This window comes from Acinetobacter sp. YH16040_T, assembly GCF_024605785.1.
Classification (GTDB): domain Bacteria; phylum Pseudomonadota; class Gammaproteobacteria; order Pseudomonadales; family Moraxellaceae; genus Acinetobacter; species Acinetobacter amyesii.
On record NZ_CP094541.1, the window covers coordinates 1,773,224 to 1,799,324 of the forward strand.

26 protein-coding genes are annotated in these 26,101 nt (G+C 39.7%); 13 read left to right on the forward strand and 13 right to left on the reverse strand.

Translation table 11 applies throughout. From position 1 onward, the window contains the following. Window positions 1-52 precede the first annotated feature (52 nt). The gene (locus MST16_RS08600) at window positions 53-1,390 is read left to right on the forward strand and encodes a TrkH family potassium uptake protein (RefSeq protein WP_168378596.1); all 1,338 of its coding nucleotides are present in this window, start codon (window positions 53-55) and stop codon (window positions 1,388-1,390) included. A gap of 378 nt (window positions 1,391-1,768) precedes the next feature. Here MST16_RS08600 and MST16_RS08605 read toward each other — a convergent pair whose 3' ends face one another. From MST16_RS08605 to MST16_RS08620, 4 genes are all read right to left on the reverse strand, one after another. Continuing rightward, window positions 1,769-2,926, reverse strand: coding sequence for a phospholipase A (locus tag MST16_RS08605; protein WP_180004659.1), 1,158 nt, complete (start codon window positions 2,924-2,926; stop codon window positions 1,769-1,771). A gap of 18 nt (window positions 2,927-2,944) precedes the next feature. Beyond that, window positions 2,945-5,884: an insulinase family protein gene (locus MST16_RS08610; RefSeq protein WP_180010116.1), complete on the reverse strand. Its 2,940-nt coding sequence runs from the start codon at window positions 5,882-5,884 to the stop codon at window positions 2,945-2,947. 141 nt (window positions 5,885-6,025) lie between these two features. Further along, window positions 6,026-6,730, reverse strand: coding sequence for a hypothetical protein (locus MST16_RS08615; protein WP_257224585.1), 705 nt, complete (start codon window positions 6,728-6,730; stop codon window positions 6,026-6,028). A gap of 237 nt (window positions 6,731-6,967) precedes the next feature. Beyond that, a complete protein-coding gene (locus tag MST16_RS08620) occupies window positions 6,968-7,417 on the reverse strand; it encodes a GNAT family N-acetyltransferase (protein WP_078188654.1) in 450 nt (149 codons plus the stop codon). Window positions 7,418-7,694: 277 nt separating this feature from the next. Here MST16_RS08620 and MST16_RS08625 point away from each other — a divergent pair, with 277 nt between their 5' ends. The 3 genes from MST16_RS08625 to MST16_RS08635 are packed head-to-tail and all read left to right on the forward strand — an operon-like array spanning window position 7,695 to window position 9,650. Further along, entirely contained in the window at window positions 7,695-8,699 is a 1,005-nt protein-coding gene (locus tag MST16_RS08625; RefSeq protein WP_180004657.1) for an adenosine kinase, read from the forward strand. After that, complete coding sequence (locus MST16_RS08630; RefSeq protein WP_180004656.1) at window positions 8,699-9,025, forward strand: Rieske (2Fe-2S) protein; 327 nt, start codon at window positions 8,699-8,701, stop codon at window positions 9,023-9,025. Before MST16_RS08625 ends, MST16_RS08630 begins: the two co-directional genes overlap by 1 nt. A gap of 16 nt (window positions 9,026-9,041) precedes the next feature. Further along, window positions 9,042-9,650, forward strand: a complete 609-nt coding sequence (locus MST16_RS08635; protein ID WP_168378601.1) for an OB-fold-containig protein — start codon at window positions 9,042-9,044, stop codon at window positions 9,648-9,650. A gap of 97 nt (window positions 9,651-9,747) precedes the next feature. Here MST16_RS08635 and MST16_RS08640 read toward each other — a convergent pair whose 3' ends face one another. Beyond that, window positions 9,748-10,374, reverse strand: coding sequence for a YidB family protein (locus MST16_RS08640; protein ID WP_180010117.1), 627 nt, complete (start codon window positions 10,372-10,374; stop codon window positions 9,748-9,750). A 112-nt stretch (window positions 10,375-10,486) separates the two neighbouring features. After that, entirely contained in the window at window positions 10,487-10,957 is a 471-nt protein-coding gene (locus tag MST16_RS08645; protein ID WP_078188659.1) for a DUF6231 family protein, read from the reverse strand. Between the two features lie 34 nt (window positions 10,958-10,991). On the opposite strand from MST16_RS08645, the gene MST16_RS08650 reads away from it, so the two are divergent. Continuing rightward, entirely contained in the window at window positions 10,992-11,861 is an 870-nt protein-coding gene (locus tag MST16_RS08650; RefSeq protein ID WP_180010156.1) for a DUF2797 domain-containing protein, read from the forward strand. Window positions 11,862-11,939: 78 nt separating this feature from the next. Here MST16_RS08650 and MST16_RS08655 read toward each other — a convergent pair whose 3' ends face one another. The 5 genes from MST16_RS08655 to MST16_RS08675 form a co-directional block, all read right to left on the reverse strand. Next, the gene (locus MST16_RS08655; RefSeq protein WP_373683057.1) at window positions 11,940-12,857 is read right to left on the reverse strand and encodes an alpha/beta fold hydrolase; all 918 of its coding nucleotides are present in this window, start codon (window positions 12,855-12,857) and stop codon (window positions 11,940-11,942) included. A gap of 249 nt (window positions 12,858-13,106) precedes the next feature. Beyond that, window positions 13,107-14,456 carry an Ig-like domain-containing protein gene (locus MST16_RS08660; RefSeq protein ID WP_180004654.1) on the reverse strand — a complete coding sequence of 450 codons (1,350 nt, stop codon included), beginning with the start codon at window positions 14,454-14,456 and terminating at the stop codon, window positions 13,107-13,109. 185 nt (window positions 14,457-14,641) lie between these two features. Next, window positions 14,642-16,507 (reverse strand): SurA N-terminal domain-containing protein, encoded by a 1,866-nt coding sequence (locus tag MST16_RS08665; protein ID WP_180004653.1) that lies wholly within the window; start codon window positions 16,505-16,507, stop codon window positions 14,642-14,644. A 132-nt stretch (window positions 16,508-16,639) separates the two neighbouring features. Then, window positions 16,640-16,912 (reverse strand): HU family DNA-binding protein, encoded by a 273-nt coding sequence (locus MST16_RS08670; RefSeq protein ID WP_078188662.1) that lies wholly within the window; start codon window positions 16,910-16,912, stop codon window positions 16,640-16,642. Window positions 16,913-17,078: 166 nt separating this feature from the next. Further along, window positions 17,079-17,549, reverse strand: a complete 471-nt coding sequence (locus MST16_RS08675) for a phasin family protein (protein ID WP_180010119.1) — start codon at window positions 17,547-17,549, stop codon at window positions 17,079-17,081. Window positions 17,550-17,756: 207 nt separating this feature from the next. Here MST16_RS08675 and MST16_RS08680 point away from each other — a divergent pair, with 207 nt between their 5' ends. The 8 genes from MST16_RS08680 (at window position 17,757) to fdx (ending at window position 23,932) form a co-directional block, all read left to right on the forward strand. Beyond that, window positions 17,757-18,404, forward strand: coding sequence for a hypothetical protein (locus MST16_RS08680; protein ID WP_180004651.1), 648 nt, complete (start codon window positions 17,757-17,759; stop codon window positions 18,402-18,404). A gap of 112 nt (window positions 18,405-18,516) precedes the next feature. Further along, entirely contained in the window at window positions 18,517-18,990 is a 474-nt protein-coding gene (locus MST16_RS08685; protein WP_078188665.1) for an Rrf2 family transcriptional regulator, read from the forward strand. Window position 18,991: 1 nt separating this feature from the next. Then, window positions 18,992-20,209 carry an IscS subfamily cysteine desulfurase gene (locus MST16_RS08690; RefSeq protein WP_078188666.1) on the forward strand — a complete coding sequence of 406 codons (1,218 nt, stop codon included), beginning with the start codon at window positions 18,992-18,994 and terminating at the stop codon, window positions 20,207-20,209. A 104-nt stretch (window positions 20,210-20,313) separates the two neighbouring features. Then, window positions 20,314-20,700: a Fe-S cluster assembly scaffold IscU gene (gene iscU / locus MST16_RS08695; RefSeq protein ID WP_078188667.1), complete on the forward strand. Its 387-nt coding sequence runs from the start codon at window positions 20,314-20,316 to the stop codon at window positions 20,698-20,700. A gap of 37 nt (window positions 20,701-20,737) precedes the next feature. Continuing rightward, a complete protein-coding gene (gene iscA / locus MST16_RS08700) occupies window positions 20,738-21,058 on the forward strand; it encodes an iron-sulfur cluster assembly protein IscA (RefSeq protein ID WP_078188668.1) in 321 nt (106 codons plus the stop codon). Between the two features lie 104 nt (window positions 21,059-21,162). Beyond that, the gene (gene hscB, locus MST16_RS08705; protein WP_078188669.1) at window positions 21,163-21,678 is read left to right on the forward strand and encodes a Fe-S protein assembly co-chaperone HscB; all 516 of its coding nucleotides are present in this window, start codon (window positions 21,163-21,165) and stop codon (window positions 21,676-21,678) included. Between the two features lie 39 nt (window positions 21,679-21,717). Continuing rightward, window positions 21,718-23,577 carry a Fe-S protein assembly chaperone HscA gene (gene hscA, locus MST16_RS08710; protein WP_180004650.1) on the forward strand — a complete coding sequence of 620 codons (1,860 nt, stop codon included), beginning with the start codon at window positions 21,718-21,720 and terminating at the stop codon, window positions 23,575-23,577. A 16-nt stretch (window positions 23,578-23,593) separates the two neighbouring features. After that, on the forward strand, window positions 23,594-23,932 hold the full coding sequence (gene fdx, locus MST16_RS08715) for an ISC system 2Fe-2S type ferredoxin (protein WP_078193483.1): 339 nt from the start codon (window positions 23,594-23,596) through the stop codon (window positions 23,930-23,932). Between the two features lie 172 nt (window positions 23,933-24,104). Here the strand turns inward: fdx and MST16_RS08720 are convergent, their stop codons facing one another. Both MST16_RS08720 and MST16_RS08725 read right to left on the reverse strand, forming a co-directional pair. Then, complete coding sequence (locus MST16_RS08720) at window positions 24,105-25,571, reverse strand: adenylate/guanylate cyclase domain-containing protein (RefSeq protein WP_180004649.1); 1,467 nt, start codon at window positions 25,569-25,571, stop codon at window positions 24,105-24,107. A gap of 62 nt (window positions 25,572-25,633) precedes the next feature. Continuing rightward, complete coding sequence (locus MST16_RS08725) at window positions 25,634-26,068, reverse strand: HIT domain-containing protein (RefSeq protein ID WP_067762788.1); 435 nt, start codon at window positions 26,066-26,068, stop codon at window positions 25,634-25,636. Window positions 26,069-26,101 lie beyond the last annotated feature (33 nt).

Here is a 26,101-nt window from a genome sequence, read left to right on the forward strand (position 1 = left end):
TCAGCGTCGAGCTCCTTTTGCACATAATCACGCAAGATGACAGTAAAAAAACATGAAACTTCACAATAAACAGCGTAATACCATTAATCTCAGCCCACCCAGTATTTTGGCATTGGGTTTTCTTGGGCTCATTATCATTGGCACCTTGCTGTTAAAACTCCCTTATTCACATCATGGCGATTTAAGTTGGATCAATGCCCTCTTTACAGCGACCTCAGCCGTAACCATTACAGGACTTTCGGTTGTAAATGTCGGCGAAGCCTATACTGTGTTTGGTAAAGTCGTGATTATGGGTTTACTACAATGCGGCGGTCTCGGCTTTATGACCTTTGCGATATTGGCCGCTATGAGTTTGTCCCCTAAAATTGGGCTAAAACAACAAATTATGGCTCAAGAAACCATTGGACAAACCAGCCTTGCCAAAGTGACCATGACTATTAAAGGCGTACTGCTTTATTCACTCTTTTTTGAAATGGTGGGAACGGTTATTTTGACCATCGCTTGGATGCAAGAATACAATTTTAACCAGGCCCTGTTTTATGCTGCCTTTTATAGTGTTTCAGCATTTAATAATGGTGGATTTTCATTATTTCCCAATAGTTTAATGAGCTTCGCTGACCGTTATTTCATTACATTTACCATCAGTATGCTTTATATCATCGGTGGTATCGGCTTTTTGGTACTGATGGACATTAAGCGCAATAAAAGTTGGAAAAAACTCAGCACCAATAGCAAGCTGATTTTATCGACCATTGCAGGCTTAAATGTCTTTGCCTTCATCACCATTTGGTTATTAGAAGCCAATAATGCTGCAACCTTAGCCACGATGTCACTAGGTGATCAAGCCCTAAATGCTTGGTTCCATGCAACGGTTCCACGTTCATCCGGTTTTAACAGCTTACCCATGGAAAGCATGAGCGATGCATCATCACTCGTCACGATGTTACTAATGTTTATTGGTGGTGGTTCTCTCAGTACGGCCGGTGGCATTAAAGTCGGAACGTTTATTATTGTTGTGCTCAGTGTTGTCAGTTTTTTAAGACGTGAAGACGAACTACGTGTGTTTAACCACTCTGTTTCAGAAAAAACCACCTTTAAAGCATTAGCGGTGATTTTCATTACAGTAACGTTGATTTTCATTGGCTTTTTCAGTCTATTGCTTCTCGAACCTGATAAACGCTTTTTAGATTTGTTGTTCGAAGCGGTATCCGCTGCTTGCACCGTTGGTCTATCTCGTGGCATCACCAGCGACTTACAACCTGCTAGTTTAGTTGCCCTGATGTTATTAATGTTCGCAGGTCGACTTGGCCCCTTAACACTGGCCTATCTGATTGCCACACCGAAGAAGAGTCGGTTAAAACACCCACCTTCTGAGATCCAAATCGGTTGATTTGTACATTTTCTCTCCGCCATAAAAAAAACCACGCCATAGCATGGTTTTTTTATTTACTGATGTTACATAGTAACATCAGTAGCGTAATTTGATTCAAATGAAAGAACGATACGCGGTAAGGTCATCCGCAAGTGTTTGAGACAGGATGACTTCTAATCAAAAATGTTTTTGCGATACTTTAAGTAAATAGACGCTAGAGAGCGAGTTTTGCGGATGACAATGGTTTTGGGTACTTTTGCCGAAACAAAAGTACCTCCAGCCGAAGGCTAATCCCTTTATTCAATCCCTAGATATAAGACTCCGTCGATTAGACTTAAAAGCATCTTAAAAATGCGAAATTACTTTTACGTCCGTAAATTAATTATTGAGCAATCATTAAAACCAATTCATTAATGACACACCAACACCGACGTAGGTTGCCCGATGGTTATAGTCAATCAGGCTTTCACCATAGCCATCAAACAATTGAACTGTGCCGCGCAATTTACCATTGATTGGGAAAGTCCAATCAAACTGCACAGCGCCATGTGAATCATCACCACCTTTCAGTGAATGACGTAACATCAAACTAAAGTCATGATCTTTATGACGATAAAATGCTGTTAAATCCCCACGTCCCACATAATCGGTAATATCAGGGTTGTTATCATCTTTGGTATCTTCTTCGAAACGATACCAAGGACGTAACATCAGTGCAAAATTGTCACGTTCAAATCCTAGATTTAACATGACACGGTTCCAACTCCGCGATAAGGGATCAGAACGCCCATTAGACTGATGGTTAAAGGTTAAGCCCAGCATACGCCAGTTCAAACCCAACAGTTCATAGTTGGTACGAAAAACCAGACTGGCTTCAGGCTCATAGTTGGTTTCACGGAATGGTCGTGATTCGTCTTCGTTATAGACTTGCCAACGAGAAGACTGGGTATAGCCCAACCAGATATCACCATTATCACCAAATAAGTTTTCAACAGCTTTGGTTTTTAATGACAATTGGAATTTGGCTTCCATCGATTTCAGGTTTTGTTCCTGATCGGCTTGTACCGTGTTGTTTTCATTCGGGCTTGATGGACGTTCATTTTTATCCGAAGTCCAATATCCCGGCATTAAATACACAGGTTGATAGCCACGAATATTCCACGTCCCCAATTTACTTTCTGGAGAAAGCTCCCAACGACTATCCAATAGTGAAAGATTTGGATTGAGGTTCGGTGCTTCTACAGCAAATAAACGGTCCGTAAACGCATGACTGACTTTTTCTTTCAAAGTCAGCTTTTCAGTCGGCTCAGGTTTGATTTCTTGGGCAGCTTGACGCTCAGAAACCAACATTTCTTTTTCAGCAGGTTGCACTTTAAACAAAGCATCATAACACGATAATCGCTCTGCATTTGACTCAAGTGCCACACATGCTTCAGCGGTAGCTGGTTTAACAGCCACTTCCGCATTTTGTGCATTTACAGTATTGACATACATTGAACTGAGCGCAATGAGGCTCAGTTGCAATGTCGTACGCTCAAGAGATTTGAACGCCATAAAAACCCCTTTTTTGTTTTAATTCACTTGTTTTATTTCGAAACCAAGCTCAACCAAAGCATCTCGCTTAGCCACCGGTGCAACCACAGCTTTTGTCGGTTGTTGTTCAACCAAGTACGCCACAGCAACACGTTTTAGATCTTCCAAAGTCACATTCAAAAGACGTTCACGTAACATTTGACGGAAAGCTGGAGTGCGTTTATGCAATAAAGCATAACAAGCTGTAATAGCTTCACCCGTTGGTGATCCCGGTTTATCCATGCTAGCAATTAGACCCAAAATCGCTTCTTCTAGCTGATGCGGTTGTTGTTCAGCATTCAGTAGCCACTGCACACTTGCGTCAAAATCTTTAAACGTTTCAGCTAAACGTGGGTCACGGTAGCTATAGAAACGGAATGAACATGCATTACCGTCATAGCTTGCTCCGCCACCATAAGCACCACCTTTTTCACGAATCGCGCTATGCAAGAAGCCATTACGCAAATAAGCCGCCAAAATCATTAAAGGTGCTGCATCAGGATGCGACACTTCCACCGCAGGATATGCTGAAGCGCAGAACTGAACATTGGCTTGAATGAGCCAAGCTTCGTCATTGTTGCTATCTGCAAAATTCACTTGAGTTAAAGCATGTGGGTTATCGTCAATCGCCACTTTATCCCAAATGGTTTGAACTTCCTCAACCAATCGGTCTGAATGATGTTCTTCACACACCACCAAGAATTGTTTTGGTGCTTTAAGCAAACGGTTATGAATTAACTTAAGCTCATCAATCAAGGCATTATAAGCCGTGTCGTCTTGCTCAATTTTGCTGACAAGTTCTGACAACCAGTTCAGCGCGCCTAGGCCTGTATTATGATAATCACGTAACGCCAATGCACTATGTTGACGACCTGCAATTTGCATTGCATAGCTATGACCAGAGCCAGAAACACGTGACTGCCAACGTGCTTTACGTTGTTGCAATAACTCTACGATACGGTTTTTCTCATCAAAACGTAGCTGTTCAAAAGCCAATTTCAATAAGCGAATAGCTTCAAGATTATTCACCAATGATTTAGTGGTTAGAGTCAGCCAAGCACTAATTTGACCTTTGTCGTCCACTTTTGAACGCAGCGACGCACCCATACCTAAACCGCCACTCACAGCTGTTTGCAACTGTTGTAGCTCTAAGTAGTCGTATTCACCTGCACCAACTTCACCCATCAAAATCGACAAGAGGTTGAAATACGGCGATTGCACCACTTCATCAGGAATCTGAATCAAAACTTGTTGGTAGTAGAGACCATTGGTGCCTGCGTGGTAAAGATTTAACGGCGTATCTAATCCATTACTGATAATTTCACGTAATTGACCTTGTACAATCTGTAACTGCGCAGGAACATCTTCTAAACCTACTTTAGGCAAGAGATTCAAATCATCCGGCGTATCTTGACGAATGTTCAATGCTTCAGTCTGCGCAATAATCTCTGCTTTTTGCGCTTCAGTTAAGTTCGCATCTATTTCTTTTAAACGTGCTTTTTCTGCTGCCGCTTCCAAAGCATTTTTTTCAGCATCTGGAACCAAAGTTAATTGCACACGATGTTGATTATCAAGCAAGTAAGTTTTGATTAAGTTGGATAACCACATTGGGTCTTTCAACTCTTCCTTCACTTGTTCAATGGCCGTATCCACATCCCAGACATCCACAGGGTCTGAATGGTGAATCGCACTGCTTAAACCATTCAGAATTAAGCTTAGGCCATATGGTGTACCATCACCATTAATTTCACGCTGATGCAATTCAATCTGATGCAAAATCGCTTCAACTAAAGCCGAATCAACAGGCTTAGCCGCAACGTCTTCTAATACTTTAAACACGCCATTTTTAAATTGTTCTGCATGCTCAGGGTTTGAACCTTGAATTGCACAGTAGAACGTCATTTCATAGTTTGAGTCATCTACGCCCATAAATGGACCAGTCGACTGTGCATAACCACAGGTTTCTAAGTAATGACGTAATGGTGAAGCAGAATCTTCAAGCAATACCCCCTCAACCAAACGCATACCTAAACGTAATTTAATATTACTTGCTTCAGGCAATAACCAAGAAAGCACATGATAGGTTTTGTCTTTGAGGTCTTCAGCATCAACTGCATACGTTTCAGTTACAGTTACAGGCGCAGTTAAACGACGCTCAGGTTTTGAATACAGCGTTTGACCTTTTTCAAATTTTGACAAAGCAAGCGTTTCAAACTGTTCTTGTAAGTTATAAGCAGGCTCATTACCAAAAGTCATGAACACCGCATTACTTGGGTGATAATGTGATTTGTAGAAACTGACCAACTCTTCATAGCTTAAGTCAGGAATGTCTTTAGGATCACCACCTGAGTTGTAATGATATGTCGTTTCTGGGAATAAATGATGGGCAAGTTGGTGATACAACTGATCTGAAGGTGAACTCATGGCACCTTTCATTTCATTAAATACCACGCCTTTATATACTGCTTCGCCATTTTCTAGCTCAATACGAATCCCTTCTTGCGCAAAATCAAGCGGGTTCAAATTCGCAGCAAAAGCAGCATCCATATAAACTTCTAACAAGTTTTGGAAATCTTTTTTATTTTGTGTTGCAAATGGATAAGCCGTCCAATCCGCTGCGGTAAACGCATTCATAAACGTATTGAGTGAACGGCGAATCATTAAAAAGAATGGGTCACGTACAGGGAACTTTTCTGAACCACACAGTGCTGTATGCTCAAGAATATGCGCCTCACCTTTTGAATCCATCGGCTGCGTACGGAAGGCAACTAAAAATACATTTTCATCATGGTTTGTGGCTAAGTGATAATGCACCGCGCCAGTCACTTTGTGTTTATATTCAGACACTAAAATGTCTAAAGCTTCAACATGATGTTGACGAATCAACTGAAACGCGGGATGTACAGTTTGAGAAATGGTTTCAGTGACATCTACAGTCATGTGTGCTCCTAATCTATTCATTTAAATTAGGCAAAGTATACCTTAAAAAATCACAACTAGATTCACCGAAACGACATTTCCAACTGTTTTAATCAACTTGAACTTTAATTTTAAAAATCACTTGTTTTCGCACTAAAACATTTAGACTGGTTTTATGGATTGCCTATCATTTCGTATTGACCAATAGACACAAATCACAATCGCCAACAACAGTACAAAAGAAGCCATAAAGCGACTTAGATCCAATCCACCTGAACTGATTGGCTTGTCTAGAAAATCGCCGACAACTGCGCCCAATGGACGTGTCAAAACAAAAGTAGCCCAAAATAAAATCGTCTTTGAGACCCGACTAAAAAAGCACAACAACGCCATCAATAGAATTAAACCACAAAATAGCCAAATGCCACCGCTATAGCCTAATCCTGTACTATCGGAAGTCCAGTCCCCCAAAGCTGTACCTAGCGTTTGAGAAAATGTAATCGTCAACCAATAAAAGATCTGTGTTCGCGGCAAATTCTCTACACTCGGATTAATTGCCCCTTCGACCTGATACCAGCTGAAAAGCGATATGAGCACCAAACTCAGAAATAGCAAACTACCACCCAAGTAGCCAATCCCTAAAGAACGATCTACAGAATCCGCTAAGGTCGTACCGACCGTGATACTGGCAATAATCGTGGCCCAATATAAATAAGATTTATATGCTTTTGACTGTATTTGAAAATATAGCAGACTTATAAATATGCCTGCGAAAATAAAGGTACTGAGTAAATAGCCCAAATTTAAGGACATGGACAATGCATCAACACTGGTTTCACCAAAGATGGTCGCAAAAATTTTGGTCAACCAAAACAGTGCGGTAATCTCAGGGACTTTTTAACGTAGTCTTGTAGCTCATACACTTGCATATGCATCACTCTATGCAGTTATTTTGATGCTTATATCTTCGATAACTAAAATGAATTTTTGCTTAAAACTTTGCTTAAAATAAAGCACTCTTTTTTTGAATTACTAAATGAAAAAAAAGCACCCGATATCGGATGCTTCATTTACAGTATTTAGAGTCTATTTTTGGATTTAAAACTAAACTAGATATTTGAAATAATTATAATTTGGATGACTTTCAACATAGACATAATTCTGCTTTTGATAGAATTTTGCAGCATTTTTAAGTTCTGTATTTAAGCACAGTGCAGAAAAATGCTTTTTCGCACCCTTTTCCAATTCCACCAATAGCTGCTTACCCACGCCATGCTGACGGTACTGCGGATGCACATAGAAACGGCGAACTCGTCCAATCCGTTCTTCTACACCAGTATCACCCCATTGCTGATTTAAACCGCCACAAGCAATTAATTTATCGCCATCATAAGCAAGCAATAATTGCTCACCCGTTTGGTCAAAACGATTTTTACCACTTTGATATTCTTCAATTAAACGGTGTATAAATGTATAGCCTTCATGCTGCGCCAAAGCAGCAATATTTTCGATTTGAGCAGGAAGTTGCTCTGCTGGACGAATCGTAATTTCCATATATTCACACTTTTAATCTGTTATCTATTTATGATGACCAAATCATCTTGATTCAGTCTGAACACCCTATAGCTCTATAAAAGTAAAATTTTTCGATTTGCACAATAGCAAAGCTGATTAAAACGGCAACTAATTCAAAAAAAATGTAAAAATATAATGGATTTGCCCGATTTTTATACACACTTGTCCTTTAATTGAATTTTTTTCAACAAACTACAGCAATCCTGAGCATTCGTGTAAACTTAGCACTTTCATTTTTTTGATGTGAACATACAACATGGCAACTGTTGACCTTTTTGCAATTGGTAATGCACTTATTGACCAAGAATTTAAAGTCTCTGACGAATTCCTAATTCAACACAATCTGCAAAAAGGTACGATGCAACTGACAGATGGCGATACTCAAGCAGCCCTTTATAACAATCTAAAAGCCACTCAAGAATATAAAGGTCAAGCTTCTGGTGGTTCTGCAGCAAATACAACGGTTGCTTTTAGTGCTTTAGGCGGAACTGCATTTTATGGTTGTCGTGTCGGCAATGATGACTTAGGTCAAATTTACCTAAATGGTTTAAACGACGCTGGCATCCAAACTGCAACTCAATCAATCAGTGAAGGTGTAACTGGCACATGTATGGTATTGGTCAGCCCTGATTCTGAACGTACGATGCATACTTACCTCGGTATTACTGCGGAATTGACTGATAGCCAAATTGATTTTGGCAGCTTAAATACTGCGAAATGGTTATATATCGAAGGTTATCTTTCAACATCAGACAGCGCACGCCTTGCGGTAAAACAAGCACGCCAAATCGCCAAAGCCAATGGTGTACAAATTGCATTGACCTTATCTGATCCAGCAATGGTGCAATATGCACGTCAAGGTCTAGATGAATTACTCGATGATGGCGTGGACTTATTGTTCTGTAATGAACAAGAAGCACTGATGTATACAGAAACAGATCATTTAGATGCTGCACTTACGAAATTGCAATCACTAAGCAAACACATTGTCATTACATTAAGTGCCAAAGGTGCCTTAATTCATAATGAAGCCGCAACATTTACCGTGCCAGGTCGTAAAGTTACCGCAGTAGATACCAATGGTGCTGGTGATGCTTTTGCTGGTGCTTTCCTATATGCACTCAATGCAGGTCATGACTATCAAACGGCTGCTGAACTTGCCATCTTGATCTCAAGTGAAGTTGTGGCTCAGTTTGGTCCACGCCTAGCAGTTGAAGACTATGCTCAGCTTTTACAATCATTTCAGAAGGAATGTGCTTAATGTTTAAAATTTGCATGACGGATGATGTGCCTGAACGTGAAGCACGATCATTCGAAACGCCTGAAGGTGAAACGATTTTTATCACCCAACGTGATGGCATGTTTTACGCTTATCAAAATAACTGCCCACACTTGCACGTGGAACTTGAGTTTCTTGAAAATCAGTTTCTAGATCGTGACCAAGAGTTTATTGAGTGCTCAACACACGGCGCACTGTTTATGGTCGACTCTGGGGAATGTATTTCTGGCCCATGCCAAGGTCAAGCCCTTGAAAAAGTGAACATTAACGTGCATTCTGACGGTGGAATCTACCTCACAGAAGAATAAACACTGGAATACAACCATGTCCGCATTTTTAACAGACTATAACTTAATACCCTTTCATTTAAGTTTATTGGCCGTACTGTTATTGGGCATGGTTGAAACCATTGGCTATTACATCAATATTAGTCCTAGCCAAGTTTTGAAAAGAATTGCCCCACAGCGCATACAAGAATTGGCATTATTGAATGTCAAATTTTCCAAGACTCTGATTTTGTTCTTTCTACTGATGAATTTTAGCTTTGCAGGCTATGTACTTCAGTTCTGTATTCACGCTAAAGAAGGTCAATTCGTTCCCGCTTATTATCTTATTTTACCTGCGTTGATTATTGCCATATTCTTTACGGTATTTATGATTCATTGTTTGGATCAGGTTGTACCGCCCAAATATAAAAAACAAACCGTTAACCTACTGGGTCGTCTAGCAACCATTTCAAGTGGAAATGCCCGTCCCGGCTTTTCGGCTCAAGCGCGTGTGCGTGATGAGTTTGGTCAACTACATTATGTGCAAGTTGAACCAGAGTTTGGTGAGTTAGAATTTCAGTCAAAAATCATTTTGATTCGTCAAAAAAAATCACACTATATTGGCAAAAAAATCAGTGTGTCGAACCGTTTATTTAATCCATCCTAGTGACAATCTTAGCGACACATTGTTACCATTTTTCAAGTCATAAAAAGCCAGTGTTCACTGGCTTGTATTCAATTAAATACCTAAAGCGATATTTTGATTAACGCTTAAGAAAACCTGAGACCAAATTCATCACTTGTTGAATATCAGCATTCGCTTCTTGCTGATTGGTTTGTCCAGCTTGTGGCGTCAATGAGTCAATAATTTGCGGCAATACTGTTGAAATTGCACTATACACATCTTGTTTCTGAGTTTGTGTTTCTTGTGCAACTTGCTCCACTTCAGCATCATCAAATAAATTTTGTACTTGTTGATTATTCACAGCGGCATTATCGCCAGGGCCTGTAGATACCCAATCATCAACCTGACTGCTCAAGCCCTGTCCACGTAATTTATCCAAAGCACCTTGTAGGCCACCTTGTTTTTGAATCCAAGCCAGCACCAGAGGTAACACTGCAACTAAAATGGTTGAAGCATTGCCACCACTACTACGTTGCTGCGACTGCGCTGCACCGCCCAGTTGGCCCAACACAGAGCCTAGAATTCCAGCCAAACCACCCGCTTGGTTTTGAGCATTGGTTTGTGTATTTTGAGCGCCTGCATTTGCACCCAGTTGCCCCAACACCGAACCTAAAATACCGCCCAAGCCACCTTGTTGATTTTGATTGTTCGCACCACCAAGGGCCTGCTTTGCTAAAATTTCAACAATATTATTTAAATTTGTCATTTTATTTTTCCCAGTAAAACCTAGATAAACTTAGTTACAGCATACGTGGAAAAAGACATTTCCATCATAAATGTTTGTTAATTTTTGCAATTTTTCACAGGCTAAGTATTTGTTACCAACGGAATTTATCCCAGTTTTCAGGATTTGCCCAAAATTTAGAGTTAAACCAATCTGGAATGTGTTTATAAGTCAAAATATTAAACTGCCATAAAGCAAAATCACTTTCATGCGTGGTTTTATCAATGAGCTGAGTAAAGCCTAAAGCACGTAATAATTGTTCATCGTGTAATTTACTCACCACTACGATGCGTTTAGCGAATAGGTCTCGTAATTTTACCAACATCTGCGTTTTCTGCTGCTGATCCAAACTCAACATGGTTTCAGTATCAAGAATCACAAATCCAAGGTCAAAACGCTGGGTAAAAGGCAGATTTAAAAACTCAGTTACGTTAAAATGTTGCCATTGAATTGGATGAAATTGATTGTATTGCTCAAGATCCTGACCAATACAGATTGCGGTTGAAATTGGCTGCTCTTTTGACAAATCGTCTAGCATAGAAGTGATGACATTTTGTTCAGCCATTGACCGCATCCTTAATAATGAAGTGAGTATTCGTATGGAACTACAAGGCATTTGCCATAAAATGCATGCAGGTCTTAAAGACCTTAGTGTAACTGATCAACATACACACAAGGCAAATGTTGAGTATAAATTTATTCTAGATCGCTCAGAAGTTGATCTACCGTTTAGCCTTGGCCAAGAAATTGAAATCGAAGCCACTGGAAATATCTACTGCATTTCTTGCGGCGCAAAAACGCCTAAATCATATTCACAAGGTCATTGCTTCAAATGCATGAAGACTAAGGCATCTTGTGATATGTGCATTATGAAACCTGAAACCTGTCATTATCATCTTGGGACTTGTCGTGAAGATGATTTTGCCCATGAAGTTTGCTTTCAACCGCATATTGTCTATTTAGCCAATTCGAGTGCCTTAAAAGTGGGGATTACCCGTCTGGGTCAAATGCCTACACGTTGGCTGGACCAAGGTGCGACGCAAGCTTTGCCGATTATGAAAGTTGGTTCACGTCGCTTATCTGGTAAGCTTGAAGTCATGTTTGGTACGCATGTGGCCGATAAAACCGATTGGCGTAAATTGCTCAAAGGTGAAGCAGAACCAATCAACCTGATCGAAATTCGCGACCAATTGGTAGAAGAATTCGCACCAAAAATTCAAACCATTCGCGAAGAATTTAGTCAAAACTTAGAGTTTAATGAAACCGTTGAACTGCTAGAAGATGAGTTGCCACGCCAATTTATCTACCCGGTAGACGAATATCCTGAAAAAATCAAATCGCATAATTTGGACAAAACACCGATTATTCGAGGAAAATTACAAGGGATTAAAGGTCAGTATCTGATTTTGGATACCGGTGTGATCAATATTCGTAAATACACGGGCTATGAAATTAAAGTACGTACTTAAATCGACTCAACGTGTCTAATTAAGTTTAAAAAAGCGAGATATTTCTCGCTTTTTTTTCACCCACTTTACCGATTTGATTCATTGAACAGTTGAAAGAAACTTTAAATATGGCAACGCCATTAACTGCTCCGCTTCTAAGATAGGCATATGACCAATATGGTCTAAAATCAGAGGCTTTTTGGCTTTTTTAAATAAGCTTCTCAGTTCTTCTGCCACTTCAACATTGATAATCTGATCTTGCTTCCCCCAGATAATAAACACAGGTGCATCAATGCCTCGTGCAGCCAAAGCAAAGGACTCTGGCGTATACAAGGTCGCCATTTTTTGCAGTTGTTCCACCATTTTATTGGTATGTTTAGACTGAACTATCATCAACTTTTCTTGCCCAATTTTTAATTCTTGTGGAATAAAAGGCGGAGATTGCATCACGATCTTCATCACGCGATCAAAATCACCGGTTTTTCTGACCACTAGCTCTGCAAGCTTTGCCGTATCTTTTAGATACGCTGTATTGCTCGACTTAAAGACACCAGCCGAATCCACCAACAATAAAGATTTCACTTCTAAGGGATACTGAGCGCTATAGAGCATGGCAATTGCACGACCCATCGAATGCCCTGCGATATGTAAATTTGGATCTAACTTTGCAGCATCAATAAATCGTCGTAATTTTTCAGTTAAATTTGGAATTGATAGATCAAATTGATCTGTGACAATAGTTTCTCCATGTGCTGGCAGATCTGGAATAATGACATGATAATTGGGCGTTAAATAACGGGCAACGCGGTTCCAATTATCACGCGTGCCTGACAAACCATGTAGCAATAACAGCGTCGGTTTTCGTGGATCTCCTCCTTCACTATATGTCCACTCGATTTCATTATTTTTGACTTTTTTACTGCTCAAGCCCGCCCAAGCTCTTTCCTGCTCTAGAACTTTTTGAAAGTTCAGTTCTGCAGCTTGAATACTACTGGCAACGCAAATCGTTAGTAGCATCTGTATCATGTGTTTAAAATAATGATCCATCCATCGCAATAACGGGTTCTTTAAACGTTTACATTGAGGCATATACAGAGATATCATCCGCTTAATCCTTTGTTGTGATGAGTTATTTTTTTCATATTATTTTTTGAGAACACCAATCTACGATGCTAGAGTCAATATTTCATATGCCAAATCTTTTAAATAAAAATTATATCTGTCAATTTAAACCAAAAAAACCAGCTCGGAAGCTGGTTCATATTTCTAAGCAAGCCAATCAGACGGTGTCAGTGGAGCTTCAATGAGTAAGCTTGGATATTCAAGCGCAGGAAGTATAGCGGGCGGATTTGAAACGTCGCTGCCCAATGCGATCAAATCCTGTTCATCGGTGTGCAATACAATTGGGACTTCATTCGCATCCTGTAAAAGCGTATCTAGATTGATCACAGATTGAATCGGCTCAATTTGACTGTCATTTTGGTTTTCAGTTTGTTCATCACTCAGTTCATCACTTACCAGTAAAATCTCTGTAAGTTCAGCTGATGATTCAGGTTGTGCAAGTATCAGTTTAGCTATTGAGATTTCAGGCGATTGAACACCACGACTGTCTTCCGCCACGATTGTTGCAAAACCGCCATTTTGAATCGGGTTATCCATCGACCAGAAACCACTTTCATTGGCATACGTCACGTACTCTTGACCATTGGCTGTCACAATGATTTTAGCCTGTTGAAATACATTACCTTCGAGTTTTTCACTATTTAGCGTCACTTCTGGCGCTGGCAGTACATAGCTTGGATTTTCAGGCGGGGTCTGAATAAATGGAAATGCCAAGCCAATCGCAGGAGATTGCTGACCAAATTGATCTTCCACAACAATCATCAACATGCCACCATTTGCCACTGGATTTTCTATTGACCAATCACCATTTTCATCGACCTGAATACGATAGACCGCTTGATCCGACTCAATCACAACTGTCGTATTTGGTGCGGCAGTACCTGATATCACCGCGCCAGACTCTAAAATCGTAACAGCTTGCGGTAAAATGATTTGCGCTGTATGCAACGCCTCAGAACGATTACCGTCCTGATCAATTGCCACAACACTTATTGCACCTGTGGTCGTTAAAGGATTGAGCATCGACCAATCGCCATTTTCATCAGCAACTGTTATAAACTCTTGCTCACCATAGGTCACAACTACCGTATTTCCTGCTTCAGCTTTACCTATCAAGTATTCACCTTTTTCAAGAATTTCTGGCATCTTCGGTAGTACAATTGGCTCTGCAATTGGAGCAATCATTATTGCCTCTGAGCGTAAGCCATGATGATTTGCCGCATAAATTGTGACAACTCCGCCCTCTTTAAGTGGATTTTCAATCTGCCAATGTCCTTGTTTATCCACTTTGACCCGTGTAAAAGTTTCACCGACCGAAATGATCACCCATGTTTTTGGCTCTGCCGTGCCAGTTAAAAGGTCATTTAGTCCTGTCACTTCTGGTGTTGAGGGAATATGCTGATGCTGTGATTTCCCCTGAATCAGCAACTGCTTTATTTCAACTTGTCCCAAAATATTTTTTAAAATACTGTTTAAATCTCTCATCTTTTGCATAGCACCCTCAAATCACATCATTATATTTTTTAGGAAACTGCCTTCCCAAACTCAATTTAAGAGAATTATTTAAATAGTCAATTTTATTTAATCTTTGTTTTTAAAAGTTTTTCTTAAAGTGTGATGCATTAAACTTAAACATAAAAAAACCAGCTCGAAAGCTGGTTTTTTTAAAGCTGCCTAAATTATTTAATTTTGGCATGATCTTTTAGATAACGTGTGTAGTCATCAAATTCTTGTTGACCACGAAGCTGTTGATAAAGTTTTGTTAACTCATCTAACTGCTCACCCGTTAATGCCGCATCAGATTGTTTGTTCACTGCAGTCACAGCAACCACAACCAATTCATTTGGTAGATTAGTCGTAGTAACAGACCAATGACCTGCTTTCGGCGCTTTTACACTAAATGCAGCACGTTGAATTTCGCGTTTTAACAAACCATCCGCACGAGTGAATGTACCCGCATTTTCAAAGTTTAAACTGCCTTTCGCAACTGAAGCAGCAGGTTTTGCAGCAAACTCTTTTAATGTCGCTTGAATTTGGGCTTTTGCAGCATCAGACGCTTTCTTTTCAATCAGCTGAGTTTTCACATGCGCTTTCGCTTCAGCTAAAGTTTGAACACCCGCAGCATGATAGTTACGCACTTTCACCCAAACCACATCACCGTTTTTCAACTGAATGCTCGATGAAACATTACGTTCACCATTTTTAACATCATCGTTAAACAATTTAACTTTGACGTTTGCATCACTTAAAACTGGATGTTGCGATGCTAATGTTAAGCCATTCAATGATTGTACTTTTACGCCTTTCACTTCTTGACCCACGACATCAAGGGCATCACTGCTCACGACCATGTCATTGAGGCTGTTTACAGTGTCAGAAAAAACATTGGCTTTTTTCGAAGCAGCGACTTCTGCTTGTAGACGTGCTTTTTCTTGTTCAAATGAAGCCACTTTTACAGCTGGTGCCACTTTTTCGATCAAGTGATAACCACTGTCTGTTTTTACTGGAGCAGTCACTTGACCAGCTTGAGCACCTTCAACTGCAGCATCAAACGCATCACCAAACACACCTTTTTCATAAGCAACCAGTTCACCACCTTTTGCTTTAGATTCCGGATCTTCAGAGAATTGCGCTGCAGCTTGGTCAAAGCTTAAACCCGCTTTAATTTTAGCTTGAACACTTTCAGCCAGTTTTTTAGCTTCGGCATCTGAACGATTGTCCGCAGTGATCATGATGTGCTTAACGAGTGGTTTAACTGACTTCTGTGCATTCTCAACAAAGCTGTTATACGCTTCTTTCAATTCAGCATCAGTTGCAGCTTCTACTGGTGCAGTAATATTGGCAGGTGTTAATACGACAAAATCTGCATCAACACTGGTTGCTTGCTTAAATTTGTTTTTATGCTGCTCATAATAAGCCGCAATTTCAGCATCAGATACTTTTACATTTTTCTTGTAATTTTCAAGATTAATGCTCGCCAACTGAATACTACGTTGTTCCGTTTGTAAGTTCGCAATTTGCAAGATATCAAGCTTACTCACCAATGCATATTCCATAAATGTTGTAGACAACATTTTTAAAGCATGGTCTTTACGTAAATTATCAATGAATGTGCGGTTTGTCATACCAATCGATTCGAGGTATCTCCCAAACGCTTCATCTGAAAATTGACCATTGACTTGGAAGCTTGGCTGCTGATGAATCATTTGCACAATTTGTGCATCACTCAAGCTAATGCCTAATTTATCAGCTTGTTGCAATAACAATTGGCGTGAAACCAAAGTATCCATCGCTTTATTGCTAATGAAATTTTGATTCAATAATGTTTCATCACCCTGAGCATATGCCAGATATTGTTCTTTTAATGAGTTCGTCAGTGCTTCGAGTTCTTTTTGAGAAATTTCAGTACCGTTTACAGTCTTTGCTGCATCTTTAGATCCACCACTAAAATATCCTTCAATACCTACAAGTGCTAAAGGGGTCAAAAACAAAACGAGCAAGACCTTGCCCAGCCAACCCTTAATGACTTTACGAAACGATTCCATAAGTATTCCAATATTTTATTTGCGGTGAATTTTAACCGAAAACCCGAGATGAATGAATGCGATATATCAATTAATCACATTTACCAATAAAAAACGCGCCAAATAATGGCGCGTCTCATGTGCTTAATAAGATTAAGCTACAGAATCTTTCAAGCCTTTACCAGCTTTGAAGCTAGGAACTTTGCTTGCTTTGATTTCTAAAGTCGCACCAGTTTGTGGGTTACGACCAGTACGTGCAGCGCGCTCTTTAACGCTGAAAGTACCGAAACCAACTAAAGTAACTGTATCACCAGCTTTCAATGCATTGGTAACTGCAGCAATTGTAGCATCTAAAGCTTTACCGGCATCGGCCTTAGATAATCCCCCATTTTCGGCAATTGCATCAATTAATTCTGATTTATTCATGAAAATTACGTCCTCTTAATATCGTTTATTTAAGGTTCAAGAATTTGTATAAAACGCCATAACGCCTTTATAGCAATGCTTTAGGGTTAAACGCAATACTCCTCAACCTCTTTTTATAGAATTTTTTGACGAAAAAAACCTTGAAAATTCGATAATAGTAAAAAAGTTAGTGTTTTTTTAGTATTTCGGCCCTCAGTTGGGCATTTTCTTCGGCCAATAGGTCAACTTTAGTATGTAATTGAAGTATAAGCCTTTCTAAGTGCTGTAAATCCTTTACAGTCACCAATCCTAAACGGTTTAAAGAATGATTAACACCATTATCTAAAATTTTTTCTACTTTATCTTTCGTATCAGTTACAGATTCTTTGGCTTTTTCTGAAACTTTTTCGACAGTTTGATCTGCAATATCAATCGTTTTGGACTCAAGCTCCTCTCCAACTTTGACTAAAGAGTCAAAAAGCTTATTTCCTTCACCCTCAGCACGTGAAAAAGCACCTAATCCAGCCAACCAAATCTGTTTGGTATATTTGCGAAAATCCATTTTAGAGCGACGATCAGAATGACTACGTACGCGAGTTTTAGCCGGCTTTTCTGCTTTTTCTTGTGCATCATCAATTATGCTTTCTGTATTTTCCATAATCCGCACTTCTCCTGATTATTTTATGTGCACAGCAACATGTGATTCTTCATTTTAACAACATAATAGCAAACATATGACTTGATAGATTGATTAAACTGTTCTACAAAGCTGGTGAATTACCAACTTTTTGGTATATTCTAAGTTCCTCTAGAGCAGGATGCTCAGTTTCCAGTGCTTTCAGATTTTAACAAGGACATTTTTTTTATGAGTGATACGCAACAAACACAAGCTCAACCACATTTGTTGCTTACTATGACCCTGATTGTTTTAGAAACGATTTTTACTTTCATTTTAAAACATGACCGTGTTGTAGCATTACAAGCTAAAAAATTTGTTGATCAAAAAGTCGCACTGAAAATAAATAGCTACATCCCTTATTTTGATTTTTATGTTCAGTTTACTGAGCACGGTATTCTGTTCGACACGAAATCTCCAGATAAAGCCATCGACCTTGATGTCCGCACGACACTAATAGATTTGGTAAAAATTTTTGTATTTGGTAATCGTAAAAGCATCAAAACCATGCGTATCGATGGTGATGTGGTTCTAAAAGATGAATTTCGTGATCTGGTTTCATTATTTAGTGTGCCCAAAATTTTATCTGACTGGAAACACTGGCTGTCTGAACCTGTCGAAGAAAACGATATCGTTGCGTCAAAAAAACGTATTGCCCCACTTTTAGAAAAAATCGAACAGCAACGCTCTAAAATCAACACACTGCAAGTTGAAGTTAAACAATATAAAAACCGTATTAAGCGTATCGAACGTCGTCAAAAGCGGATTAATATCGCTTTTAGTCTAATATCTGTTCTTTTAATAACGTTATTAGTGTATAATGTGTGGTTCAAATAAATACATAATTTTTCAGACAAAATAAAACAAATAAACAATCTCAAAAAAACTTGACTATTTTAGTCAGGATTCATAAAATCTGCACATCTAGACTTAACATGTGTATCGAATCATGCGCTTAACAACTCGCGGTCGCTACGCAGTGACTGCTCTACTTGATTTAGCTTTGCAGCCAACTGAACAAACGATCACTCTTGCAGAAATTGCAGCTCGTCAAACCATTTCAGTGGCCTATCTTGAGCAGTTATTTGCAAAATTAAAGCGTCACGGCTTAGTTTCCAGCATCCGTGGAGCAAACGGTGGTTATCACCTAGCTCGTAGTGCTGAAGACATCACTGTTTTGGAAATTATTGAAGCTGTAAATGAAACAGTTGATGCAACCCGTTGTGACCACAAAGGCAACTGCCAAAATGGTGCAATGTGCTTGACTCACGATTTATGGCAGGAACTCTCCCACCACATTGCCGATTATCTTGCAAAAATCACCCTTGCTGACCTTGTAGCACGCGATAACGTTCAAACCGTATCTATTCGTCAAAATTCAGCAAACTTTGATTCAGCCCTTTTATCGGTTACAGGTATTTGACATGAAGCGTCCTATTTATCTTGACTATGCAGCAACTACACCTGTAGACCCTCAAGTCGCAGAACGTATGATGGAATGTCTAACGTTTGACGGTACTTTTGGTAATGCAGCTTCTCGTTCTCATGCTTACGGCTGGCAGGCAGAAGAAAAAGTAGAATATGCACGTGAACAAGTTGCTAATCTAGTAAAAGCTGATCCACGCGAAATCGTTTGGACTTCTGGTGCAACTGAATCTGACAACCTTGCGCTTAAAGGTATTGCTCAGTTCTATGCATCTAAAGGCAAGCACATTATTACAAGTAAAATTGAACATAAAGCAATTCTTGATACTTGCCGCGAGCTTGAAGAAGAAGGCTTCGAAATTACTTATCTTGAGCCAGAAGCAAAAACAGGTTTAATTACACCTGAAATGGTTCAGGCTGCCCTTCGTCCAGATACGATTCTTGTATCTTTGATGATGGTGAACAATGAAATCGGTACAACTACAGATGTAGCTGCAATCGGTGAATTGACTCGTGCAAACAAAACTTATTTCCACGTAGATGCTGCGCAAGCTGCAGGTAAAGTAGAAATTGATCTTTCAACAATGAAAGTTGATTTGATGAGCTTCTCTGGCCACAAAATCTATGGTCCTAAAGGTATTGGTGCTCTTTATGTACGTCGTCAACCACGTGTACGTATTAAAGCGCAAATGCACGGTGGCGGTCATGAACGTGGTATGCGTTCAGGTACGCTAGCGACTCACCAAATCGTGGGTATGGGCGAAGCGTTCGAACTTGCAGGTAAAAACCTTCATGCCGAACAAACTCGTATTCGTGTACTTCGTGACAAACTTTGGAATGGCTTGCAAGGTCTTGAACAAGTCTTCCTGAACGGTCACCCAGAATACAACGTTGCAAACTATCTAAACGTCAGCTTTAACTTTGTTGAAGGTGAATCGTTAATGATGGCACTTAAAGATTGCGCAGTATCTTCTGGTTCTGCATGTACATCAGCAACTTTAGAGCCATCTTATGTACTTCGTGCATTGGGTCTTTCAGATGAATTGGCTCATAGCTCGATTCGTTTCAGCTTTGGTAAATACACCACTGAAGCCGATATTGACCATGTACTTGAAATTACCAAAGCAGCAGTTGAAAAACTACGTGATCTTTCACCGCTTTGGGATATGTACAAAGAAGGTATCGACCTTAATTCTGTAGAATGGGCTGAACACTAATTCATCCCGGTGAGATAGCTTTTATTTTAAGGCTATCTCATTGATTAACGTAATTTCACCCCCATATTAATCTTAAGGCTGACCCCGAGGTTTGGAGAAGCGTCATGGCTTATAGCGAAAAAGTAATTGATCATTACGAAAACCCTCGTAATGTTGGTGTTTTAGACAAAAATGCAGAAAACGTTGGTACAGGTATGGTCGGTGCACCAGCTTGTGGCGATGTTATGCGTCTACAGATTCAAGTTGATGACAATGGCGTAATTGAAGAAGCTCGCTTCAAAACTTACGGTTGTGGTTCAGCAATTGCATCTAGCTCATTAGTAACAGAGTGGCTAAAAGGCAAAACTCTTGATGAAGCTCAAGCAATTAAGAACATTGATATTGCAACTGAACTTGCACTTCCACCAGTAAAAGTACACTGCTCTGTACTTGCTGAAGATGCAATCAAAGCTGCTGTAGAAGACTACCGTAGCAAGAAAGTAAAAGCTTAATTGTTTACGTGTTTTAAAAAAGATTAACGGAGTTTTCATGATTCATTTAACTGAAAATGCTGCAACTCATATCAGCAATTACATCAAGAATCGCGGTAAGGGTGAAGGCATTCGCGTTGGCGTGAAAACTTCTGGCTGTTCTGGTCTAGCTTATGTACTTGAGTTTGTCGATGATATTGACACGCATGACCAAGTATTCGATCAGTTTGGCGTAAAAGTATTTGTTGACCCAAAAAGCTTAGTTTATCTTGAAGGTATGGAGATGGACTATGTGAAAAATGGTTTAAACGAAGGTTTCGAATTTAATAACCCAAATAAAAAAGGTGAATGTGGCTGCGGCGAATCGTTTACGGTTTAAGCCTTTTCCACGCTCCTTTTTCGCATTAAAACAGTGTAAAATTCACTGTTTTAATTGCATTTAAAGCAACACTTTTTGCACCTCTATTGCGGACACCATCTCCCATGAATCATTTTGAGTTGTTTAACTTACCTGTAGCACTCGATATTGATTTAGCAGTTTTAAAATCTGAATTTTTAAAGTTGCAGCAACAATATCATCCAGATAAAGCCGAAGACAAAGATCTAGCCCTGATAAAATCTAGTGAGATTAATCAAGCATTTAAAGCTTTATCCAATGTTGATAGCCGCGCTGCATATCTTTTAAGTCTCAAAAAACAAGATTATCACCTTGATCAATCGATTAGTGATTTTGAGTTCCTACAAGATGCCTTAGAAATTCGTGAACAGTTAGATGAGGCAGGCTCTGCTGATGACCTCACTTCACTTAAAACTGAAGTTCAGCAATGGATTGACGGTTTGGTTCGTGAATTCAAGATTGATTATGACGACGAAGACTGGGCTGAAGCACGGGATACCGTACGTAAATTACGCTTCTTCCAAAAAGTAATGGCTGACATCGATAAAGCTGAAGATCGCTTCTTAGACGACGATAGCTTTGATTTAGACGATGATTTTTAATTTATTTTTTATATTTGACGTTCAAAGGATGTAACACACATGGCTCTCTTGCAAATTGCAGAACCTGGTCAATCAAGTGCGCCGCATGAACACCGCATCGCAATTGGTATCGATCTTGGGACTACACACTCTTTAGTAGCCACGGTACTTTCTGGTAAAGCGAAAGTGCTTAACGATGAACATGGTCGTGTGTTACTCCCTTCTATTGCACACTATGGCGAATCCACTACGCAATATGGTGACGACGCAAAGGCATTCTTAACGACTGATCCTAAAAACACCATCGTTTCTGTAAAACGCTTTATGGGTCGCTCTAAAGCAGATATTAAATTCCAACACCCGTACAACTTAGTCGGTGAAGGGAATGAAATGCCTGCTTTTGAAACTGCACAAGGTCGCAAAACACCCGTTGAAATTTCTGCTGAAATTTTAAAACAACTCAAAGACCGTGCAGAAAGCAGCTTAAATAATCCAGTAAATGGTGCCGTCATTACTGTGCCTGCCTATTTTGATGAAGCACAGCGTCAAGCAACGCGTGATGCGGCTCAGCTTGCAGGTTTAAATGTACTACGTCTATTAAATGAACCGACTGCTGCTGCAGTGGCTTATGGCTTAGACCAAGACACCAATCTTGCACATGATCAAAACTATGTGATCTATGATCTGGGTGGTGGTACTTTTGACGTTTCAATTTTACGTTTCTCTCAAGGCGTTTTTGAAGTTCTAGCAACGGGTGGCCACACGGCGCTTGGTGGTGATGACCTAGACCGTCTGATTGTAAAATGGGCAAAAAAACAACTGAATATTGGAACTTTAGATGATGCTGAATATGCACATTTCATCGTTTCTGCTCGTAAAGCAAAAGAAGCTCTAACCGAGGCTGAATCTGTAGTGCTTAAAGTTCTTGATCAATCATTGACTTTAGACCGCCCTACTTTTGAATCCATCATCAAAGTTGCTTTGGATAAAACTATCAGCGTTTGTAAACGTGTCATGCGTGATGCCAAGCTTGAACTCAGCGATATTCAAAATGTGGTATTGGTCGGTGGTTCTACCCGCTCGTATGCTGTACAAAAAGCTGTTCAAGATGTCTTCAATCAAGAACCACTCTGCACAATTAACCCTGATGAAGTTGTGGCCATTGGCGCCTCGATTACAGCGAACCAGCTTATTGGTAACTCTAAAGATGGTTCATTGCTTTTAGACGTCACACCGCTTTCTTTAGGTTTAGAAACCATGGGCGGTTTGGTTGAGCGCCTTATTTCGCGTAATACAGCTATTCCAGTGGCTCGTCGCCAAGAATTCACAACCTATCAAGATGGTCAAACAGCGATGTTGATTCATGTTGTACAAGGTGAACGAGATCTAGTTGAACATTGCCGTAGTCTAGGTCGTTTCGTGCTTCGTGGTATTCCACCGATGACTGCGGGTCAAGCGCGCATTGAAGTGACTTTCCAAGTTGACGCAGATGGTTTACTCACGGTGTCTGCCAAAGAAACCACTTCTGGTGTGCATGCCCAAATTGACATCAAACCTTCTTATGGTTTATCTGATGCCGACACTGAACGCTTACTGATTGATGGTTATAAGTTTGCTGAAGAAGATAAAAACTTACGTCATCTTCAAGAAACCAAAGTGGAAGCAAAACGTGAACTTGAAGCACTTGATCAAGCACTTAAAGTGGATGCTCAACTTCTCAGCCAAGAGCAACTCAGTTCCCTCACTGCAGCACGCACTGTTTTAGATGCTGCACTTGAAACGACAGATATTAAAGCTATTGAACATGCTGTAGAACAGCTTAAAATACATAGCGATGCATTTGCTGCAGCTCGTATGAATCAGCACATTGATGCCGCATTGAAAGGCACAAAACTCGATGACTGGTCAAACTCAAATTAATTTATAGGTCAAGATTATGCCACGTATTAAAGTACTGCCTCACGCAACAATCTGCCCAAACGGCGCTGAGTTTGAAGTCGAATCAAATGCTAACCTTTGCGAAAGCATGTTAAAAAACGGCATCAAAATTGAACATGCATGCGACATGTCTAAAGCATGCACCACTTGCCATGTGGTTGTACGTAAAGGTTTTGATGGTCTAGATGAAATGGATGATGTCGAAGCAGATCTTCTCGATCGTGCTTGGGGGTTAGAACCAGACTCTCGTCTGTCATGCCAAGTAAAAATTGAAGATGAAGATTTGGAAATTGAAATTCCTAAATACACCATCAACCATGCTTCAGAAAATCATTAATTTATAGATAATTTTCTATAATTAAAAAGCCAGTTTATCGTAACTGGCTTTTTTATACATAAATGTATTCAACATATCAAAAAAGAAGACGTTTTGATAAAAGCATGAATTGTGTTCTTGTTTAAATTTTACGCGATACGATTAGATCTAATTTTATAATGTATATGTGAAATTAAGAGTGAGATTCAGTTTTTTTGACTTCTTCGATCACTTCGTCTTCTAAATTCAGTTTTACGATACCAGCAGAGTTGGTCATTTTTTGCTGAGTTTGTAAGCGTTGAATCATACGTTCTAAAACATGTATTAGTTCAGGATATTCAAAGTTTTGTACTTCATCTAAGTTCAACAATAGATTAAAGCCTTTATATTCGTAGTCAAACCACCGCTGATAATCTGTTTTCTGCGAGGTGTATTTTTCCATCACTTGCCAAGTACGTACTGGGCCTTTGATGCCTTTTAAGAAGATCGGTGCTTTAGGTGCACATAAATAGTCATTTTTCACTAAATGATGCGTATCGTCTGAAATCAAAATTTCATCGACTTCAGCCGCACTTTGCAATCGTGCAGCCAAGTTCGCATCACGACCAACGATGGTATACGCCATACGGTGAGCTGCACCATAGTTCCCAACGTGGCAATACCCTGTAGAAATACCCATACGAATATGTAACGGCGGATAACCCATTTTAATCCAACGTTCACGCAGCAACTTCATTTGCTGACGCATGACCATTGCCATCTCTAAACAAGTTTTTGCATCTTGCTCTACGCCTTGGCTATGTGGATCACCAAAGAAGATTAGAATTGCATCCCCCATAAATTTATCAACAGTCGCTTCATACTGTTTGGCAATCTCAGTCATATGACTCAAATAGTCATTGAGTAGAAATGCTAAATCGTCTGGAATTAATGTTTCAGAAAGCTCAGTAAATCCTTGGATATCGGAAAAGAAAATCGTTAACTTTTTACGTTTATATTCGATTTTAGCTTCAGACTCACCTTTCATAATCGATTGCCAAAGTTGCATAGGCGCATAACGACTCAGCTGATTGGCGAATTCCATATAACGATTCATCTGATCATAATAGTGGTTCTTTTTATTACTCAGAGACTGAACTTGGGTGTGTTGATAAAAAGCCCCTACGCTGAAATATGTAATTAAGCACAGAAAGCCAAGAACGGTTAATTCACTGCTGGTCGACTCAAAATACTCTTGAAAACCAAAGACATAAATATTGCATAAATAAAATACAGTGACGCCAACAATCCCTGCCAAGGACATCATTAAGAAATTGATCTTGTTATAGATTGTTGTGTATAGCAGCGCAAAGACCGCAAGAAAGGTTAAAACAAGACTTAAATGTACCGCAGACATCAGTACAGCAATAACTATGATATCGATCAGAAACAGCACATTGCGTTTAGTTTGATTGCTATATCGATAAATTAGCCAATGGGAAAACTTGGGAACAACTAAAATCAGAAAAAATAAAAATGCAGGAATATAGATTTGATAATGCGTATCTGGTTGGGTGTAGTGATAGACAACAATCACCAAAGACAGCATGATATATCCCATCAAACGATGAAAATATTCAAACTGTTTAGGCTCTTTGCTGATTAAATTGTCTAACGGCACTCGATCGCCCCCCATACGGACACTCATTCTTCTACTATCCTGATATTGTCCGTAAATCGGGATTAGTCCATACGCCAATCGAAAGGCATATCACCTTGACCACGTAGTGCAAGCATTAGTGTTTGGCGCATGTGTGCCAAGACATCATTGTTATAAGGAACTGCTGGCGTACCCCAAACTGGTTTCGGCCAAGCCACATCATTTTGATAACGAACAACATGATGAAAATGTAATTGTGGAACCATATTACCCAATGCAGCTACATTCATTTTGTCTGCACGGAATACACGTGACAATTGGCTTGATAACCAGCTTGATTCACGTAAAAACTGCTCTTGGTCTGCCTGACTTAATTCATAAAGCTCTGTAATTCCCGGAACACGTGGAATCAAAATAAGCCACGGGAATTGCATATCATTCATCAAACGACATGTTGACAGAGGAAAGTCGCCTACATAAAACGTATCTTGAGCAAGTTGTGGATGTAAACTAAACATATCTTTATAAATGATGCAAAATTAGAATGATGG